The organism is Pseudomonas putida, assembly GCF_002906855.1.
GTDB classification, from domain to species: Bacteria; Pseudomonadota; Gammaproteobacteria; order Pseudomonadales; family Pseudomonadaceae; genus Aquipseudomonas; species Aquipseudomonas putida_N.
In genome coordinates, this window is record NZ_MINI01000038.1 from 767,369 (window position 1) to 785,650 (window position 18,282).

Here is an 18,282-nt window from a genome sequence, read left to right on the forward strand (position 1 = left end):
GAGCGTTTCGATGGCCATAAGGACTGTGCTGCTGGCAATGATGCTGAGCCTTGCTCCTTGGGCGATGGCGGCCGATGCGCTACCGAAGCAGATTCATCTGGTCAGCGAAGAGTGGATTGATTACACCAACGCCGATGGCAGCGGTGTGGCCTGGGATGTGTTGCGCAAGGTGTTCGAGCCTGCCGGGGTCAAGGTGGTGCCTCAGAGTGCGCCTTACAGCCGCGCGGTTGGCCTGGTCAAGCGTGGCGAGGCGGATGCCTGGGTCGGGTCGTACAAGGAAGAAAACGACGACAACCTCTACCCGCGCTGGCATTTCGATATGGACCACATCTATGCCCTGGGCCTGGCCAGCAAGCCGGTGCCGACCTTGGCCACCGTCGGCCAGTACCGCCTGGCCTGGGTGCGTGGCTATGACTACAGCAGTTACCTGCCCAACGCGCACAACTTCCGCGAAATCCAGCGCCGTGAAGGCATCCTGCCGATGCTCGAACATGAGCGTGTGGATTTCTACATCGATGCGCAGACCGAAGTTGACTATGTGCTCGGGCAGGCCTCGCAGCCGGAGCGTTTTCGCAGCACCCATGTGGCCGAGCTGCCGTTGTACCTGGCGTTCTCCAGGAACGAGCACGCCAAAGCCCTGTGCGACCTGTTCGACAAACGCATGGCCGAGCTGGTGCACAGCGGCGAGCTGAAGCCGATCTTCGAGCACTGGAAGCAACCGTATCCCTTCACAGCGGACAGCAAACCGCAATAACCCGTTCTGGCACAGCTCGCTCCCACAGTGACAGCTAAGCATCGAACTTTTCGATCTTAAGCCACGGTATTCAACGAGCGCACACGCGGCGACCTGCTGATACAATCGGCTCACGAGAAATTTCCTACTTTATCCAGGAGCACAACGTGCCCGTCGTCTTTGTTGCCGCCTCGAAACTCCCGACTCCTTTTGCGATCTTCACCATGCATGGCTTCCTCGACGAAGCCACTGGCCGTGAGCACGTGGTGCTCAGCCTGGGTGATATCGCCGACGGCGAGCCGGTGCTGGGGCGTCTGCACTCCGAGTGCCTGACCGGCGATGCCCTGTTCAGCCAGCGCTGCGACTGTGGTTCGCAGCTGGAAGCCGCGCTGCAGGCTATCGCCCGCGAAGGCCGTGGCGTGCTGCTGTACCTGCGTCAGGAAGGCCGCGGCATCGGCCTTTTGAACAAGATCCGCGCCTATGAGCTGCAGGACGGTGGTGCCGACACCGTCGAGGCCAACGAGCGCCTGGGCTTCGCCGCCGATCAGCGCGACTATGCCATGTGCCTGCCAATGCTCGAGCACCTGGGTGTGAAAGCGCTGCGCCTGATGACCAACAACCCGCGCAAGGTCAAGGCGCTGACCGACATGAACATCAAGGTCGCCGAGCGCGTGCCGCTGCACACCGGGCACAACCCGCACAACCGTTACTACCTGGCGACCAAGGCTGGCAAGCTCGGTCACATGCTGGGTAACGAACACCAGGGCGAGGTGCCCCAGGCGTGACCCGCGGCGAGGTCAAGCGGCGCCTGGCGCTGGCCTGGTGGCAGTACCTGGCAGTCGGCCTGGTGCCGCTGCCGGTGATGGCCTGGGCCTTTGGCGGCGGCGATGCGCTGATCCCGGTGCTGGCGATGCCGCTGTTCATCGCCGGTGCCGCGACCATGTTCCTCAGCCTGCCGCGCTTCGGCGCCTACAAGCGGGCACTGATCGCCACCTCGAAGGTGCTGGGCACGGCTGAAGAGCCAGCCGCCTGGATCATCCTGGCGCGGGTGCGGCGCATGGCCATGCTGTTTGCCTGCTTCCCGGCCTGGATCGCTGCGCTGTCGGTGCTGGTCGGGCTGGAGGCGGTGCCGCAGATCCTCCTCGCGCTGTCCACCGTGGTGCTGCTCTACCTCTACCGCATTCCGCGTCAGCTGGGCTGATGCGCATCCTGCTTTGCCTGCTGGCATTGCTGGCCCTTGGCGCAAGGGCCGACGAGCCTTTGCGCGTGGTCAGCCTCGCGCCGTCGATGAGCGAAATCATGCTCGAACTGCACGCCGATGACCTGCTGGTGGGCGTGCTCGACGGCGGTGAGCGGCCGCAAGCGCTGCATAGGCTGCCTTCGGTCGGGCGCCAGGGCCAGCTGGACATGGAAACCCTGCTCAGCCTCAAGCCCGACCTGCTGCTGCTCTGGCCCGGTAGCGTGGCGCCCGCCCAGCGCGACCAGCTCAAGCGCTTGGGCATTGCCACTTACAGCGCCGAACCCCACGACCTGAATCAGCTGCTCGAGCAGATCGAGGCCATTGCCGTGCACGTCGGGCGGGGCGAGCAAGGCAGGCCCTACGTGCAGGCGTTGCGCGAGCGCCTGCAGCAGCTGCGCCAGCAGTACCGGCGCGAGCAGCCGTTGCGGGTGTTCTATCAGGTGTGGGATCGGCCGCTGTACACCCTGGGCGGGCGGCAGGTGGTCAGCGATGCCCTGGCCGTGTGCGGGGCGCGCAATGTCTTTGCCGATCTGAGCCAGCCGGCACCGCAGGTGAATGTCGAGTCGGTGCTGATGCGTGACCCGCAGGTGATCCTGGCGGCTGATGAGGCGCAGCTTGCGAGCTGGAAAGCCTGGCCACGGCTGAGCGCGGTGGCCGGCGAGGGATTGCTGGTGGTGCCGGACAAGGGCCTGGAGCGGCCTAGCGGGCAGATGATCGAAGCCACCGCCCGCCTGTGCGCGCTGCTGGCGGCTAGAGTGCCGGCGTCCAGGTGACGCTGAACAGCGCGGTGCGGCCTTCTTCGCGGTAGCCGTAGCTGGCCCCATCGAAGCTGTACAGCGCCCGGCTGTAGTCTTTGTCCAGTAGGTTATCCAGCTTCATTTCCAGCTTCAGTTCCTCGGTTACCAGCCAGCCTGCCCGAAGGCCCAGCAAGCCGTAGCCGCCGAGTCGATTGCGGTTGGCTTCGTCATCGTAGCTGGCGCTCACGGCCTGCCAGCTGGCGCCCAGAGTGAAACGTTCGAACTGGCGATCCAGGTCAAGGCTCAGGGTACGGCGGGCGCGGCGGGCGAGGGTATGGCCACTGTCGCGGTCGCGTGGGTCGATCAGCGCCAGGCCAAGTTGGCTGCGCCATTCGCCCCATTGCTGATCCAGTGCCATTTCCAGGCCGTTGATACGTGCCGTAGCGACGTTTTGCGGAATCGAGTCCTGGCCGAAGATGATCGCGTCGCGCAGGTCGGTGCGGTACAGCGAGGTCTCCAGGCGGCTGTCGTGGGTCAGCTGGCTGCGCCACTGTACTTCATAGCTCTTCGAACGCTCGGGCTTGAGGTCCGGGTTGCTGAATTGCGGGTAGTACAAGTCGTTGAACGTCGGGGCGCGGAAGCCTTCGCTGTAGGACAGCAGCACGTCATTGCGGGCATTCAGCGGCACGGTGAGGCTGCCGCTCCAGGTGGTCTGGCCGCCGAACTGCTGGTTCTCGTCGTGCCGTACACCCAGCTCGGTGGAGAAGTCTTCACCGCTGTAGCGGTGCTGGATGAAGGCCGCACGGTTCCAGCGGCTGTCTTCGGTAAAGTCGGTGCTGCCATGCACGCGGTCTTCGTACCAGTCACCGCCCAGCAACAGGTTGTGCCGCTCGGCCAGCTTCAGGTCGTTCTGCCAGGTGATCTGGTCGCGGTAGGTGTTGAACACGAAACGCTCGTCGCTGAGCTTGTCGCGCTTGTCGTCACGGTTTTCGCTGTGGGCAAGTTCCAGGCGCGAATGCCAGACATCGTTGAGCTGAGCGTCAAGATAGCTGCCCAGGCTGCTGACGCTGAAGTCGGTGTAGGGCTTTTGCCCGAAGCTCTCGAAGGTGACCGGGTCGAAGCGGCCGAATGGGTTGTCGTATTCGCTGCGGCCACGGCTGTCGAGCAGGTTCATGCCGGCCTCGAAGCGCTCGTCGAAGGTATGACTCAGGCTCAAGTTGAGTGACTGGTTGCGGTAGGCGTCGTGGTCGCCGTCACTGGCAAACGACGGGCCAGTCGAGTCGATGCCAGCGGTTTCATCGAGGCTGGCGCCGAGGTTGAAACGGGTTGCATCGTCACCGCCGGACAGCCCGAGGCTGCGCTGGAACGTCTGGTTACTGCCTGCTGCCAGGCGCAGGCGCGGTTGCAGGCCGGGGCCGCTGCTGCGGCGGGTGAAGATCTGGATCACCCCGCCAATGGCATCGCTGCCATACACCGCCGAGCGCGAGCCGCGCAGTACTTCGACGCGTTCGATCTGGTCGACATCGAGAAACTGCAAGCCGCTGTCGCCGGAGGTGGCATTGGCGATGCGCACGCCATCGACCAGCACCAGGCTCTGAGCGGTCTTGGTGCCACGGATGAAGATGCCCGGCAGGCTGCCGCGGCCTCCAGTGGGCGCGACTTGCACGCCGGGCACGCGGGTGAGCAGGTCGGTGACGCTGCTGGGTTGCAGGCGGTCGATGTCGGCGCGGGTGAAGACGGTGTTGGCGGCGCTGGTGGCGGTACGCGATTCGACCTGGCGGTTGGCGCTGATCAGCATGTCGGGGAGCTTGAGGGCGTCGTCGCGCTCGGCGGCCAGCAGGAAGGTGGGGGCGCAGAGTAGCGCGGCACAGGCAGACTTTTTCATGGGCAGTTCCATAGCATTCGCGGGACAAGTCGGGTCGCCGCACCGCCGCTCCTACAGGATCGTGAAGACCTGGAGGAGCGGCGGTGCGGCGATCCGACTTGTCCCGCGAAAGGGCCTTACAGGCCGAGCTTGGCCATTCGAGCTTTGACGGAGGCCTCGATACCAGCAGCATCCAACCCGCACTCGGCCAGCATCTGCGCAGGCTTGGCATGCTCGACATAGATGTCCGGCAGCCCCAGGTGCAGCAGCGGCTTGACCACGCCCTCATGGGCCAGGAACTCGCCCACGGCCGCCCCGGCGCCACCCATGATGCTGTTTTCCTCGATCGTCACCAACAGCGCATGGCTGGCAGCCAGTTCCAGCACCAGGGCTTCGTCCAGCGGTTTGACGAAGCGCATGTCGACCACGGTGGCGTTGATCTGCTCGGCAACCTGCAGGGCCTCGGCCAGCTGCACGCCGAACACCAGCAGGGCAACGTTCTCGCCTTTGCGGCGAATCACGCCCTTGCCGATCTCCAGCGGTTCGAGGTCGCCACTGATCGGTGCATTCGGGCCGGTGCCGCGCGGGTAGCGCACAGCGGCCGGGCCGTTGTACAGGTGGCCGGTGCTGAGCATCTTGCGCAGCTCGTTCTCGTCGCTCGGGGTCATCACCAGCATGCCAGGGATGCAGCGCAGGTACGACAGGTCATAGGCGCCGGCGTGGGTCGGGCCGTCTTCGCCGACCAGGCCGGCGCGATCGATGGCAAACAGCACATCGAGGTTCTGCACCGCCACGTCGTGGATCAGCTGGTCATAGCCACGCTGCAGGAAGGTAGAGTAGATCGCCACCACCGGCTTGCTGCCCTCGCAGGCCATGCCTGCGGCCAGGGTCACCGCGTGCTGCTCGGCGATCGCCACGTCGAAGTAGCGCTCAGGGTAGCGCTCGCTGAAATCGACCAGGTCGGAGCCTTCCTTCATCGCCGGGGTGATGCCCACCAGGCGGTTGTCGGCGGCGGCCATGTCGCACAGCCACTGGCCGAACACCGCAGAGTACTTCGGCCCGCTGACCTTCTTCGGCGCAGCTGGCTTGTCGGCGGGTTCGAGCTTGGTGATGGAGTGGTAGCCGATCGGGTCGACCTCGGCCGGGGCGAAGCCCTTGCCCTTCTTGGTCACCACGTGCAGGAACTGCGGACCTTTGAGGTCACGCATGTTGCGCAGGGTGGCGATCATGGTCGGCAGGTCATGGCCGTCGATCGGGCCAATGTAGTTCCAGCCCAGCTCTTCGAACAGCGTGCCCGGCACCAGCATGCCCTTGGCGTATTCCTCGGTGCGACGGGCAATTTCCCAGGCGCCTGGCAGGCGCGACAGCACCTTCTTGCTGCCCTCGCGCATGCTCGCGTAGGTGCGGCTGGAGAGGATCTTGGCCAGGTAGTTGGACAAACCGCCGACATTGCGCGAAATCGACATGTCGTTGTCGTTGAGGATCACCAGCATGTCGGCGTTGACTTCCTGGGCGTGGTTCAACGCTTCGAAGGCCATGCCGGCAGTGAGGGCACCGTCGCCGATCACGGCGATCGACTTGCGTGCGCTGTTCTGCAGGCGGGCGGCGATGGCCATGCCCAGCGCGGCACTGATCGAGGTGCTGGAGTGGCCGACGCCGAAGGTGTCGTACTCGCTCTCGCTGCGGCGCGGGAAGGCGGCGATGCCGTCCTTCTGGCGCAGGCTGAGCATGCGCTTGCGGCGCCCGGTAAGGATCTTGTGCGGGTAGGCCTGGTGGCCAACGTCCCACACCAGCCGGTCGTCCGGGGTGTCGAAGACGTAGTGCAGGGCGATCGTCAGCTCGATGACGCCCAGGCCGGCGCCGAAATGCCCACCGGTCTGACCAACGGTGTAGAGCAACTCCTGGCGCAATTCGTCGGCCAGGGTCTCCAGGTCGGCTTCGGCCAGCCGGCGCAGGCCGGCAGGCGTGTCAGCGCGGTCGAGCAACGGCGTGACCGGGCGTTCGCGGGGGATCTCTTGAAACGTCGTGGGCATCAGGCGAGTCGTTATAGGTGTGTGAAGACGCGGCAGTTTACCCCATTGTGGGAAAAGTGCCCATTCGACCACGGGTTACGCGAACCCTGTGGGAGCGGGTAAACCCGTTCCCACAGGGGATTGCTATCAAGCCTTAATGGCGGCGTTCGACGATATAGCGTGCCAACGCCCGCAGCGGCTCGGCATTTTCGCCAAACCCTTGCAGTGCGACCAGCGCCTGGTCGCGCAGTTCGATGGCATAGGCCTTGGCGGCTTCCAGCCCCAGCAGGGCCGGGTAGGTCGGTTTGTCACGGGCGATGTCGGCACCCTGGCGCTTGCCCAGGGTGGCGGTGTCGCTTTCCACGTCGAGGATATCGTCCTGCACCTGGAAGGCCAGGCCAATGGCCTGTGCATAAGTCTGCAGGGCGTCCAGCTGCGCTTGCTCGGCGCGGGCACTGGCCAGGGCGCCCAGGCGCACGCTGGCTTCGATCAGCGCACCGGTCTTGTGCCGGTGCATGAATTCCAGGGCCTGCTGGTCAAGCTTCAGGCCGACCGAGCCGAGGTCGATGGCCTGGCCACCGACCATGCCTGCAGGGCCTGCAGCCTTGGCCAGGGCCTGGACCATGGCCAGGCGGGTGCTATCGGCCTGCGGGCTCAGGCGTGGGTCGAGCAGGGCGCTGAACGCCAGGCTCTGCAAGCCGTCACCGGCGAGAATCGCGCAGGCTTCGTCGAAGGCCTTGTGGGTAGTTGGCTGGCCACGGCGCAGATCGTCGTCGTCCATGGCCGGCAGGTCGTCATGGACCAGCGAATAGGCGTGGATCAGCTCTACCGCACAGGCGGCACCGTTGGCTTGCTCGGCCGGCGCGCCAAGGGCTTCGCAGGCAGCGTAGGCGAGCAGCGGGCGCACGCGCTTGCCGCCGTTCATTACGCTGTAGCGCATGGCGGCATACAGGCGTTCAAGCTCTTTGGTCGGGGCGATGAACAGCGGCTCGAGGGCAGCATCGACACGGGCCTGGCAGCTGGCCTGGTAAGCGGTGATCATGCTTCTGGCTCCGCATCGAACGGCTGCGCGGCGAGTTCGCCGTCACGTTCCAGCAGGATCTGCACCTTCTGTTCGGCCTGGGCCAGGGCGCCCTGGCAATCGCGGGTCAGGGCGATGCCTTGCTCGAACGCGGCCAGCGAGTCTTCCAGCGACAGTTCGCCGTTCTCCAGGCGCTCGACCAGGGCTTGCAGGTCGGCGAGGGATTGTTCGAAATCGATGGAGGCTTTTTTGCGGGCCATGGCGACAGTCTCGTTGGCGGATCAGAACCGCGCGACGTTAGCAGAGCGGGGCTAGGGGAGCAAACTTCCGCTGGATTTGCCGGCCTCTTCGCGGGGCAAGCCTGCTCCTACAGGTATCGCACAGCCTCACAGCGCCCTGTAGGAGCGGGCTTGCCCCGCGAAGAGGCCGCAAAGCGGCCCCGTGCGGTCTATCAGGCCGGCTCGGCTTCCAGCTCCACCATGGCTTCACGGCACCGTGCCAGCTCTTCGATGGTCAGCACCGGCAGGTTGTACTGCCGCGCATACACCGCCACCTGCTCGCCCCGCGCCATGCTGCCATCGGGGTTCATCAGCTCGCACAGCACCGCCGCCGGCCGCAGACCGGCCAGACGTGCCAGGTCCACCGAGCCTTCGGTGTGGCCGCGGCGGGTCAGCACGCCACCATCACGCGCACGCAGCGGGAATACATGGCCCGGGCTGACGATATGGCGTTGCTCGGCGGTCGAACGCAGCGCCGCTTCGATGGTGGTGATGCGGTCCTGCGCGGAAACGCCAGTGCTCACGCCTTCGGCCGCTTCGATGGTGACGGTAAAGCCGGTGCCGTGACGGGCCTGGTTGTTCTGCACCATCGGCGCCAGCTGCAGGGCATCGACCGTGGCTTCGTCCAGGCACAGGCAGACGATACCGCTGCAGTCGCGGATCATCATGGCCATGGTCTGCAGCGGCAGGTTCTCGGCGGCGGCGACGATGTCGGCTTCGTCCTCGCGGTCGTCATCGTCGAGCAGCAGCACAGGGCGCCCGGCCTGGAAGGCGGCGATGGCGGCGAACACATTGGGAAATTGTTTTTGCAGCAAAGGGGACATGAAACGCTCCTCGTGATTGATCGATGAACGTCTCGGGGCGAACAAAATGCGCGCGCAGGGGCGCCCGAATGGCCCCTGCCTGACGCCTTCTTTCATCCGGACTATGACCGTCGGCTCTGGAGTCGCACCAGATCTGCTGACCCCCGGCATGGCCGGGGCGCTCGCGGGCTCATCTTTCGATTTACCGCCGGTGGGGACTTTCACCCCGCCCTGAAGACCGGCCAAGCATACAGCACTGTGCCACCTTGCTGGCAAGCCGCTGCTCTACGACCTTCGGCGGTATCATGCAGGCATGGCTCAACAGGAACAGCTCCATGGACATTCTCCAGGTCGCCGGTGGCAAGCCGGTCAAACTGTGGACCGACGGCGTGCCGGTCGAAGACGACGCCCGCCGGCAACTGCTCAATACGGCGAAGATGCCGTTCATCTTCAAGCACCTGGCGGTGATGCCGGATGTGCACCTGGGCAAGGGCTCGACCATTGGCAGCGTGATCCCCACGGTCGGCGCGATCATCCCCGCCGCGGTGGGCGTCGACATTGGCTGCGGCATGATCGCCGCGCGTACCTCGCTGCACGCGCGTGACCTGCCGGACAACCTGCACGGCCTGCGCAGCGCCATCGAGCAGGCGGTACCCCACGGCAAGACCTTCGGCAAACGCGACCAAGGTGCCTGGGAAAAGGTACCGGGCTTGGCAGACAAAGCCTGGGGCCAGCTCGCCGGGCGTTTCAAGGCCATTACCGACAAGTACCCGCGCCTGGAAAAGACCAACAGTCGCCACCACCTGGGCACCCTGGGCGGCGGCAACCACTTCATCGAAGTGTGCCTGGACGAGGCCGACCGGGTGTGGTTCATGCTGCACAGCGGCTCGCGCGGTGTCGGCAATGCCATCGGCAACCTGTTCATCGAACTGGCCCAGGCCGACATGCGCCAGCACCTGGCCAACCTGCCCGACAAGGACCTGGCCTACTTCAAGGAGGGCAGCCGCCATTTCGCCGACTATGTCGAGGCGGTGGAATGGGCGCAGGACTTTGCCCGGCGCAACCGTGAATTGATGATGCAGGCTGTGGTCGCCACCACCCGCAAGGCCCTGGGCAAACCCTTCGAGGCAAGCCTGGAGGCGGTCAACTGCCACCACAACTATGTGCAGCGCGAGCAGCATTTCGGCCGCGAGGTACTGGTGACGCGCAAGGGCGCGGTTTCGGCGCAGAAGGGGCAGCTGGGCATCATTCCCGGCTCCATGGGGACCAGGAGTTTCATTGTGCGGGGGTTGGGCAACGAGGAGTCGTTCTGCTCCTGCAGCCATGGCGCGGGCAGGGTAATGAGCCGGACCCGGGCCAAGAGCCAATTCACCCTGGAGGATCAGCGGCGGGCGACGGCACATGTGGAGTGTCGCAAGGACAAGGACGTGATCGACGAGATTCCGATGGCGTACAAGGACATCGATGCGGTGATGCGGGCGCAGAGCGAACTGGTGGAGGTGGTGCACACGCTGCGGCAGGTGGTGTGTGTGAAAGGTTGACCTGTACTGGCCTGTTCTTCCAAGGTGAAAACCAGACCCACCCATTGTTCCGCATCGAACCCGGCATCCCCTGCCACGATGCCCGCGAGCTGGCCTCGGAATTGATGGGCTATGTGCGCTTTACACCTTGCTCCATCTGATTGTCCGGAAATTCGGGATAGGAGGTGTAAACCTTTATTCAAGACGGGACAAAGGGCATTAAAAAGCCGGCTTGTGGCCGGCTTCTCGGGGACGGTTCCGACTAATTTATGGTAAGTCGCAACCGCCTTAACTGTGTGGCCAGCAAGGGCCTGAAAGAGATGGCAAACGGTCGTGTGGAGCGTCGCCTAGCCCTCTGGAACGCGGCTTGCGCCGGCCGGGGCTGAATGTGCCGCGTAGCATACAAGGGCTGGCGCGGTATGCCCAGAAAAAAATGGCACAGCGTGTGTCAGCCGGGGCGTCGCTGGCGGTAATGCGACCAATGGAACACCCAGCCGAGTACTTCCAGCTTCTGCGCCTTGCGCTGTAACGGTGTGTAGCGCTCCACCACCTCACGCCGGTTGTGGCTGTGCAGGCACAGGGTGCCTTGGTGGCCGAGGCTCAGGCTGTTCACCCTGAGCCTGCCGTTGTGCAGCAGGGCATAGATCTCGCCATCAACCACCCGGGTGTAGCTGAGGTCGATCGCCAGGATGGCATCGCGCGGAATCCACGGCGCCATGTTGGCGGCCGGCATGGTCATGCAGATGGCTTGCTCCACGGGTACGGCCAATGCCTCCAGCGCAGGTGCCGGCATGGCCAGGTGATGGCCGTCGAGCGCGATGACCTGGCCATTGCGCAGCTCGTGGAAGGGCACTTGAACCAGCGGGACAGGCTGGTCCGATGACGCACCGAATGCGTCTATCGGCATTGCCTGTGGCGCGTACATGCGCAGAAGCGAATGCGGGTGCTTGGGGCCTTCGCCCGTTTGCAACCAGCGACGCTGCACACAGAACAATTCGGCCATTTCATCGAGGCGGGCAATCGGGATGCCGCGGGTGAACCAGTTGTTGATGTGCTGCGACGTGACGCGGCGCTGGGCAGCGAAGTCTGCGGGGGTCAGGCCACATTCCCGGAGGAGTGCCTTGAGTCTGTCACCGGATCTGTTCATGACGCCGAGTGTAGCGGCCGGTTGCCAGTAGCGAAATGAACGTGATGTTGACGTGAACGGTGTGAAAACGGCCTGAAGGTAGGGCAAATGTGTAGGGCTGCGTAGGAATTTTTACCTACCTTCGGCGTCGCCCATAAAAAAACCCGCCGAGGCGGGTTTTTTTATGCAAGGCGGTATCAGCCCTTGTAGGCAGCGACCGACTTGGTGATCGCGGCACGGGCGGCGTCAGCGCCTTCCCAGCCTTCGATCTTGACCCACTTGCCCTTCTCGAGATCCTTGTAGTTCGCGAAGAAGTGCTCGATCTGCTGGATCAGCAGGGCTGGCAGGTCGGTGTATTCCTTAACGTCGACGTACAGCTGGCTCAGCTTGTCGTGAGGAACGGCGATGACCTTGGCGTCGCCGCCGCCGTCGTCGGTCATGTTCAGCACGCCGACCGGACGGGCACGGATGACCGAGCCTGGAGCAACCGGGTATGGGGTCACGACCAGCACGTCCAGCGGATCACCGTCGTCGGCCAGGGTGTTCGGGATGAAGCCGTAGTTGGCCGGGTAGAACATCGGGGTGGCCATGAAGCGGTCGACGAACAGGGTGTCGCTGTCCTTGTCGATTTCGTACTTGATCGGCGCGTGGTTGGCCGGGATCTCGATGGCGACGTAGATGTCGTTCGGCAGGTCTTTGCCAGCCGGAATCTTGCTGTAGCTCATTGGGCAGTGCCCCCGTGTTTGATCAAAAAAGTGGCGGCGATTATAGGCATATTCCGCCAGGCCATGCCACGTGTGGACGGATGTGCGGCCGCATCAGGCGTGGCTTTCACGGTAATCCGGGTGCCCGGCCTGCAGCTTCAGCAGGCGCTCGAGAGGGTTCTGCCGGTAGAACAGCGTCAGCTGCCGGTACACCTGTGGATAAGCCTGCTCCAGCAAGTCGGGAGCGCTGAAGAAGTACTCACTGGTGACGGCGAAGAATTCCGCCGGGTTTTCCGCGGCGTAAGGGTCGATGGCGGTTTCGGCATCGGGGTTGGCGTCGAGCTGGCGATTGAGGTCGTCATAGGCTTGCTGCATGGCTGCAGCCCAGTCTTCCACGTGCATGCCTGGGTGCAGCGGCGGCAGGCCGTTGGCATCGCCATTGAGCATGTCGAGCTTGTGCGCCAGCTCGTGGATCACCAGGTTGTAGGCCTCCCAGCCGCCACTGGCCAGCACTCCGGCCCAGGCCAGGATGATCGGCCCCTGTTGCCAGGCTTCGCCGCTGTGCTCGGCATCCCACACGTGCTCTACGCCGCTGGCATCGCGGTGGCGTTGCGGGCTCTTGAAGTCGTCGGGGTAGAGGATGATCTCGTGGAAACCCTGATACCAGTTCAACTCGCCCAGGTGCAGCAGTGGCAGCTGCGCCTGGGCGGCAAGAAACAGGCGCTGCTCGTCGTCAAGTTCGACCCCGGGGAGGGTGGTCAGGTGCTTGTCGAGCAGGAACAGGATGCATGCTTCGCGCAGCCACTGGTCTTCCGCATCGCTGATGCCATCGAGCATCGGCAGGCGATCACGGATCACCTGCCATTGCCCTGGCTCGATCGGGTAGCGCGCGAGGTTGCGCTTGCGCCGCCAGGCGCTGAAGGACCACATGTCGGCTGTCAGTGGGCCTTGGCGGTGCGGCCCAGGCGGCTGCGCAGCAGGCCGAGGATCATCGGCACCAGCGACAGCACGATGATGCCGACCACCATCAGCGACAGGTGCTGCTTGATGAACGGCACGTTGCCGAAGAAGTAGCCCAGGGTCACCAGGCCGCCGACCCACAGCAGCGAACCCGCCACGCTGAAACCGAGGAAACGCGGGTAGTGCATGTGGGCGATACCGGCTACGAACGGTGCAAAGGTGCGCAGGATCGGCAGGAAGCGCGCCATGGTCACGGTCTTGCCGCCATGGCGTTCATAGAACTCGTGGGTGCGCTGCAGGTAGTCGCGCCGGAAGATCTTCGAATTGGGATTGCTGAACAGTTTTTCGCCCGTCGTGCGGCCGATGATGTAGTTGGTGCTGTCGCCGAGAATGGCGGCGGCCATCAGCAGGCCCGCCAGCAGGACGGGGTCCATGCCGCCACCGGCGGCCACGGCGCCGGCGATGAACAGCAGTGAGTCGCCCGGCAGGAACGGCATCACCACCAAACCGGTTTCGCAGAAGATCACAGCAAACAGGATCGCGTAGATCCAGGGGCCATAGTTGCTAACCAGCAGGTCGAGGTAGGTATCGAGATGCAGGATTAAGTCCAGCGGGTTGAATTCCATGTACAGCACCTGTGTTCTTGACCCGCTTTACGGGCACGCGATGACGGACAATGCCCTGGGCGTCGGCATGACTACCTGTGGGTGGGGAAATTTCACACATGACAGGTCGAAGCATTATACGGCGAAGTCGGAAACCTGCCCGGGGAGTTTGTAGCGGGGGGTTACTGCGTCAAACGTACCGGCTCTTTCGCGAGGCAGTTGGCTCCCACAGGCATCATGTAATCATTGGGCCTGTGAAAATCCTGTGGGAGCGGCACTTGCCGGCGATGGGCCGGTACAGGTCAGTCCGGATTGATCGGCAGAATGTAGTTCTCGAACTCGGTGTCTTTGCGAAAGCCCATCGACTCATAGGTCTTGCGCGCCACCTCGTTGTTGGCGCTGGTCGAAACCCGCATGCGCACCGCGTTGGTTTCCTTGGCCATCTTCTTGGCCTCGCGCATCAGGTGGTCAGCTACCAGCATGCGCCGTGAGTCTTCGGCCACGAAGATGTCATTGAGAATCCACACCCGCTTCAGCGACAGCGACGAATAGCTCGGATAAAGCTGACAGAAACCCAGCAATTTGCTGTCATCGTCAACCGGCAAAGCCAGGTAGATGATTGATTCACTGCGCATAAGGCGCTTTTGCAGAAACTTGCGCGAACTGTCCGGATAAGGGAGCTGCCCATAGAACTCGCGATATCTGACGAACAGCGGGGTGAGCAGGTCGAGGTGTTCCAGGGTTGCCTTGATGATGCGCATGTGCGGCCCTCAGAGTCCATTTGGGGAAACAGCGGAATGCCTGCAGCTTTCATGGGCATGCTGCCCCAATGCTGGCCATCAGCGCAATCCGCCTTCCGTTACATGTTCTTTAACGTTCACCGAGCAGGAAGTTGCCTCGCTGGGTGGGGGCATTTTCACTGTCGATGCTATGGACCTCGGCCTCGTCCTTAAGATTCACACCGGAAAGCTGTCGCCTGCAGGCTTCGCGCATCAGGTATAGGAGGCGATGGGCCGCCATGCCGTAACTCAGGCCTTCCAGGCGGATATTGGAGATGCAGTTGCGATAGGCATCGGTCAGGCCGACCTTGGGCGCGTAGGTGAAATACAGGCCCAGGCTGTCTGGCGAACTCAGCCCCGGGCGTTCGCCGATCAGCATCACGGTCATGCGCGCCCCGAGCAGCTGGCCCACTTCATCCGCCACCGCCACCCGGCCTTGCTCTACCAGCACCACCGGGGCGCTGGTCCAGCCATCGGTAGCGGCCTGCTCCTCGAAGCGGGCCAGGAACGGCAAGGTATGGCGGTGCACGGCCAGGGCCGAGAGGCCGTCGGCGACCACGATGGCCAGGTCGACGCCATCGGGGTTGGCTTGGGCATGCTGGCGCAAGCGTTCGGCCGAGTCTTCGTTCAGCCGCCGGCCCAGGTCGGGGCGTTGCAGGTATTGGTGGCGGTCGCTGGCGGCACTGTGCAGCACCAGGCTGTCGCGGCCACGGTCCTTGAGCTGTTCGCTCAGGGCTGCGTGGTCGAACGCCAGGTGCACGGCGTCGCGGGCCTGGGCGTGGGCGAACTGGAAGTCCAGTTGCGCGCCGGTGGGCAGGCTGGTGCCGCAACGGCCCAGGGCGATACGCGCCGGGGTCAGGTTGCGCAGGGCCAGCCAAGGGCTTTCCTGGGTAGAGAGCGTGGGTGGGGATCGGTCTGCCATGGTCACCTCTTATGCCAGTTGCGCCAAGGCCTGGCGGAATGCCGGCGGCAGGTTGTCGCCAAAGCGCACGCGGCCATCGGCCTGGGTGAAGATGCCGGTGCGTTGCAGCCAGGCCTCGAATTCCGGCCCGGGCTTCAGGCCCAGGGTCTGGCGCGCATACAGCGCGTCGTGGAATGACGTGGTCTGGTAGTTGAGCATGATGTCGTCGGAGCCGGGGATGCCCATGATGAAGTTGATCCCGGCCACGCCCAGCAGGGTCAGCAGGGTGTCCATGTCGTCCTGGTCGGCTTCGGCGTGGTTGGTGTAGCAGATGTCGCAGCCCATCGGCACGCCGAGCAGCTTGCCGCAGAAGTGGTCTTCGAGGCCGGCGCGGATGATCTGCTTGCCGTTGTACAGGTATTCGGGGCCGATGAAGCCGACCACGGTGTTGACCAGGAACGGCTTGAAGTGGCGGGCCACGGCGTAGGCGCGGGTCTCGCAGGTTTGCTGGTCGACACCGTGGTGGGCGTTGGCCGACAGCGCGCTGCCCTGGCCGGTCTCGAAGTACATCAGGTTCTGCCCGAGGGTGCCGCGCTTGAGCGACAGGCCGGCCTCGTAACCTTCCTGCAACACGTTGAGGTTGATGCCAAAGCCGGCGTTGGCCGCCTCGGTGCCGGCGATCGACTGGAACACCAGGTCCAGCGGCACGCCGCGGTTGATCGCTTCGATCGAGGTGGTGACGTGGGTCAGCACGCAAGCCTGGGTTGGGATGTCGTAGCGCTGGATGATGGCGTCGAGCATTTCCAGCAGGGCGCAGATCGAGGCGATGCTGTCGGTGGCGGGGTTGATGCCGATCATGGCGTCACCGTTGCCGTAGAGCAGGCCGTCGAGGATGCTGGCGGCGATGCCGGCCGGCTCATCCGTCGGGTGGTTGGGCTGCAGGCGGGTGGACAGGCGCCCGCGCAGGCCCATGGTGCCGCGGAACTGGGTGACCACGCGGATCTTCTGCGCCACTAACACCAGGTCTTGCACGCGCATGATCTTTGACACCGCGGCGGCCATTTCCGGGGTCAGCCCTGGGGCGAGGGCACGCAGGCTCTGTTCGTTGGCCTCTTCGCCGAGCAGCCAGTCGCGCAGGCCGCCAACGGTCAGGTGGCTGACCGGGGCAAAGGCTTGGGCATCATGGCTGTCGACGATCAGCCGGGTGATCTCATCCTCTTCGTAGGGGATCAGCGCTTCATTGAGGAAATGGCTGAGCGGGATGTTGGCCAGGGCCATCTGCGCGGCGACCCGTTCGCCGTCGTTGCTGGCGGCAACACCGGCCAGGAAGTCCCCGGAACGGGCCGGGCTGGCCTTGGCCATCACCTCCTTGAGGCTGTCGAAGCGGTAGACCAGGTGGCCCACTGTGTGTACGAAACTTGCCATACAGAATCTCCAGAGCCGCGGGCTGGCCCGCGGCAGGTGGCGGCGATCAGTGCAGGGCCTCTTCGGCCTTCTGGATCGCGGCGAATTCCTCTTCCGGTGTGCCCGCCACCAGGTGGTGGCGGCTGTAAAACGCAAAGTAGGCAATAAGTACCGCATAGATCACCGCAGCGCCAATCACCACCCGTGGGTCGACCAGGAAGCCCGCGACCACGGCGATGCAGGCCAGCACCAGGGCCAGGCCCGAGGTGAAGATGCCGCCCGGGGTGCGGTAGGGGCGTTCCATTTTCGGCCGACGGATGCGCAGGGTGATGTGCGCAGCCATCATCAGCACATACGACAGTGTGGCACCGAATACCGCCACCAGGATCAGCAGGTCGCCCTGGCCGGTCAGCGACAGGGCGAAACCGATGATGCCCGGGATCACCAGCGCCATGACCGGGGCCTTGCTCTTGTTGGTTTCCGACAACTTGCGCGGCAGGTAGCCGGCGCGGGAGAGGGCGAAGATCTGCCGCGAATAGGCGTAGATGATCGAGAAGAAGCTGGCGATCAGGCCGGCCAGGCCCACCAGGTTGACGAAGCTGCCCATCCAGGTGGCGCCGCCGTAGGCCTTGGCCAGCGCCTCGACCAGCGGGTTGCCCGAGGCCTTCAGGGCTTCGGAACCCGCACCGCCAGGGCCGACCACCAGGATCAGCAGGGCGAAGGCCAACAGCACAAGCATCGCGCCAATCAGGCCGCGGGGCAGGTCACGTTTGGGGTTCTTGGTTTCTTCGGCGGCCAGCGGCACGCCTTCGACGGCTAGGAAGAACCAGATGGCGTAAGGGATCGCGGCCCACACACCGACATAGCCGAATGGCAGGAAGCTGCTGGCGCCGGCGGCGTCCGTTTTGGCGATGTCGAACAGGTTGGCTGCATCAAAATGGGGCACCATTGCCACCAGGAACACGGCCAGGGCGATAGCCGCGATGGCGGTGATGATGAACATCAGCTTCAGCGCTTCACCCACACCGAAAATGTGGATGCCGATGAAGACCACGTAGAACGCCAGGTAGATCATCCAGCCGCCGATGCCGAACAGTGACTGGCAATAGGCGCCGATGAACGTGGCGATGGCGGCCGGGGCGATGGCGTATTCGATGAGGATCGCGGTGCCGGTCAGGAAGCCTCCCCATGGGCCGAAGGCGCTGCGGGCAAAGCCGTAGCCGCCGCCCGCAGTGGGGATCATCGAAGAAAGTTCGGCCAGCGAGAAGCACATGCACAGGTACATGGTGGCCATCAGCAAGGTGGCGAGGAACATGCCGCCCCAGCCGCCTTGGGCCAGGCCGAAGTTCCAGCCGGCATAGTCGCCGGAAATCACGTAGGCAACGCCCAGGCCCACCAGCAGTACCCATCCGGCGGCGCCTTTTTTCAGTTCACGTTGCTGGAAATAGTCCGAACCGACTTTTTCGAAGTCGACGGAAGACCCTGCCGGCGCACCGGCGGAATGATCGCTTGGCATAGATTCACCTGTTCTTTTTCTTGATGGCCGGAAGGGGGCCGGCCGATGGTGATAGGTACTGCAGGAAGCGAGCCAGAGC

At 64.2% G+C, this 18,282-nt stretch carries 18 protein-coding genes, 1 pseudogene and 1 riboswitch; of the genes and pseudogenes, 6 read left to right on the forward strand and 13 right to left on the reverse strand.

From position 1 onward, the window contains the following. The first annotated feature begins 10 nt into the window (after nucleotides 1-10). The 4 genes from BGP85_RS16075 (at nucleotide 11) to BGP85_RS16090 (ending at nucleotide 2,746) form a co-directional block, all read left to right on the forward strand. Entirely contained in the window at nucleotides 11-754 is a 744-nt protein-coding gene (locus BGP85_RS16075; protein WP_103448798.1) for a substrate-binding periplasmic protein, read from the forward strand. Between the two features lie 146 nt (nucleotides 755-900). Continuing rightward, complete coding sequence (gene ribA, locus BGP85_RS16080; protein WP_103448799.1) at nucleotides 901-1,518, forward strand: GTP cyclohydrolase II; 618 nt, start codon at nucleotides 901-903, stop codon at nucleotides 1,516-1,518. Then, nucleotides 1,515-1,934 (forward strand): MFS transporter, encoded by a 420-nt coding sequence (locus tag BGP85_RS16085; protein WP_103448800.1) that lies wholly within the window; start codon nucleotides 1,515-1,517, stop codon nucleotides 1,932-1,934. Before ribA ends, BGP85_RS16085 begins: the two co-directional genes overlap by 4 nt. Continuing rightward, a complete protein-coding gene (locus tag BGP85_RS16090) occupies nucleotides 1,934-2,746 on the forward strand; it encodes a cobalamin-binding protein (protein ID WP_103448801.1) in 813 nt (270 codons plus the stop codon). The genes BGP85_RS16085 and BGP85_RS16090 overlap by 1 nt, the downstream gene beginning before the upstream one ends. Here the strand turns inward: BGP85_RS16090 and BGP85_RS16095 are convergent. From BGP85_RS16095 to ribB, 5 genes are all read right to left on the reverse strand, one after another. After that, entirely contained in the window at nucleotides 2,724-4,595 is a 1,872-nt protein-coding gene (locus BGP85_RS16095) for a TonB-dependent receptor domain-containing protein (protein WP_103448802.1), read from the reverse strand. The two genes, BGP85_RS16090 and BGP85_RS16095, sit on opposite strands and share 23 nt — an antisense overlap. A 116-nt stretch (nucleotides 4,596-4,711) precedes the next feature. Then, a complete protein-coding gene (gene dxs / locus BGP85_RS16100) occupies nucleotides 4,712-6,607 on the reverse strand; it encodes a 1-deoxy-D-xylulose-5-phosphate synthase (RefSeq protein WP_103448803.1) in 1,896 nt (631 codons plus the stop codon). 133 nt (nucleotides 6,608-6,740) lie between these two features. Further along, nucleotides 6,741-7,628, reverse strand: a complete 888-nt coding sequence (ispA, locus tag BGP85_RS16105; protein WP_103448804.1) for a (2E,6E)-farnesyl diphosphate synthase — start codon at nucleotides 7,626-7,628, stop codon at nucleotides 6,741-6,743. Then, a complete protein-coding gene (locus tag BGP85_RS16110; RefSeq protein WP_008092375.1) occupies nucleotides 7,625-7,867 on the reverse strand; it encodes an exodeoxyribonuclease VII small subunit in 243 nt (80 codons plus the stop codon). The genes ispA and BGP85_RS16110 overlap by 4 nt, the downstream gene beginning before the upstream one ends. A 191-nt stretch (nucleotides 7,868-8,058) precedes the next feature. After that, the gene (gene ribB / locus BGP85_RS16115; RefSeq protein ID WP_103448805.1) at nucleotides 8,059-8,709 is read right to left on the reverse strand and encodes a 3,4-dihydroxy-2-butanone-4-phosphate synthase; all 651 of its coding nucleotides are present in this window, start codon (nucleotides 8,707-8,709) and stop codon (nucleotides 8,059-8,061) included. Nucleotides 8,710-8,789: 80 nt separating this feature from the next. Then, nucleotides 8,790-8,931: riboswitch (FMN riboswitch) on the reverse strand. 92 nt (nucleotides 8,932-9,023) lie between these two features. Between ribB and BGP85_RS16120 the strand changes: the two genes are divergently transcribed. Then, nucleotides 9,024-10,229: an RtcB family protein gene (locus BGP85_RS16120; RefSeq protein ID WP_103448806.1), complete on the forward strand. Its 1,206-nt coding sequence runs from the start codon at nucleotides 9,024-9,026 to the stop codon at nucleotides 10,227-10,229. Next, nucleotides 10,214-10,348: pseudogene (locus BGP85_RS28725) on the forward strand (DUF3077 domain-containing protein); the annotation flags it as partial. The gene BGP85_RS16120 and the pseudogene BGP85_RS28725, both read left to right, overlap by 16 nt. Before the next feature lie 308 nt (nucleotides 10,349-10,656). Here the strand turns inward: BGP85_RS28725 and BGP85_RS16125 are convergent. The 8 genes from BGP85_RS16125 to eat all read right to left on the reverse strand — a co-directional run bounded on the left by BGP85_RS16125 (nucleotide 10,657) and on the right by eat (nucleotide 18,203). Beyond that, the gene (locus tag BGP85_RS16125) at nucleotides 10,657-11,355 is read right to left on the reverse strand and encodes a LexA family transcriptional regulator (RefSeq protein WP_103448807.1); all 699 of its coding nucleotides are present in this window, start codon (nucleotides 11,353-11,355) and stop codon (nucleotides 10,657-10,659) included. A gap of 176 nt (nucleotides 11,356-11,531) precedes the next feature. Next, nucleotides 11,532-12,059, reverse strand: a complete 528-nt coding sequence (ppa, locus tag BGP85_RS16130; RefSeq protein WP_003255365.1) for an inorganic diphosphatase — start codon at nucleotides 12,057-12,059, stop codon at nucleotides 11,532-11,534. Nucleotides 12,060-12,152: 93 nt separating this feature from the next. Next, on the reverse strand, nucleotides 12,153-12,968 hold the full coding sequence (locus BGP85_RS16135) for a M90 family metallopeptidase (protein ID WP_103448808.1): 816 nt from the start codon (nucleotides 12,966-12,968) through the stop codon (nucleotides 12,153-12,155). An 8-nt stretch (nucleotides 12,969-12,976) separates the two neighbouring features. Further along, a complete protein-coding gene (locus BGP85_RS16140; RefSeq protein WP_103448809.1) occupies nucleotides 12,977-13,624 on the reverse strand; it encodes a DedA family protein in 648 nt (215 codons plus the stop codon). A gap of 281 nt (nucleotides 13,625-13,905) precedes the next feature. Further along, nucleotides 13,906-14,364 carry a GNAT family N-acetyltransferase gene (locus tag BGP85_RS16145; RefSeq protein WP_103448810.1) on the reverse strand — a complete coding sequence of 153 codons (459 nt, stop codon included), beginning with the start codon at nucleotides 14,362-14,364 and terminating at the stop codon, nucleotides 13,906-13,908. A 109-nt stretch (nucleotides 14,365-14,473) separates the two neighbouring features. Continuing rightward, the gene (gene eutC / locus BGP85_RS16150; protein WP_103448811.1) at nucleotides 14,474-15,304 is read right to left on the reverse strand and encodes an ethanolamine ammonia-lyase subunit EutC; all 831 of its coding nucleotides are present in this window, start codon (nucleotides 15,302-15,304) and stop codon (nucleotides 14,474-14,476) included. A gap of 9 nt (nucleotides 15,305-15,313) precedes the next feature. Further along, the gene (locus tag BGP85_RS16155; RefSeq protein ID WP_103448812.1) at nucleotides 15,314-16,708 is read right to left on the reverse strand and encodes an ethanolamine ammonia-lyase subunit EutB; all 1,395 of its coding nucleotides are present in this window, start codon (nucleotides 16,706-16,708) and stop codon (nucleotides 15,314-15,316) included. A 46-nt stretch (nucleotides 16,709-16,754) separates the two neighbouring features. Further along, nucleotides 16,755-18,203, reverse strand: coding sequence for an ethanolamine permease (eat, locus tag BGP85_RS16160; RefSeq protein WP_103448813.1), 1,449 nt, complete (start codon nucleotides 18,201-18,203; stop codon nucleotides 16,755-16,757). Nucleotides 18,204-18,282: the final 79 nt, after the last annotated feature.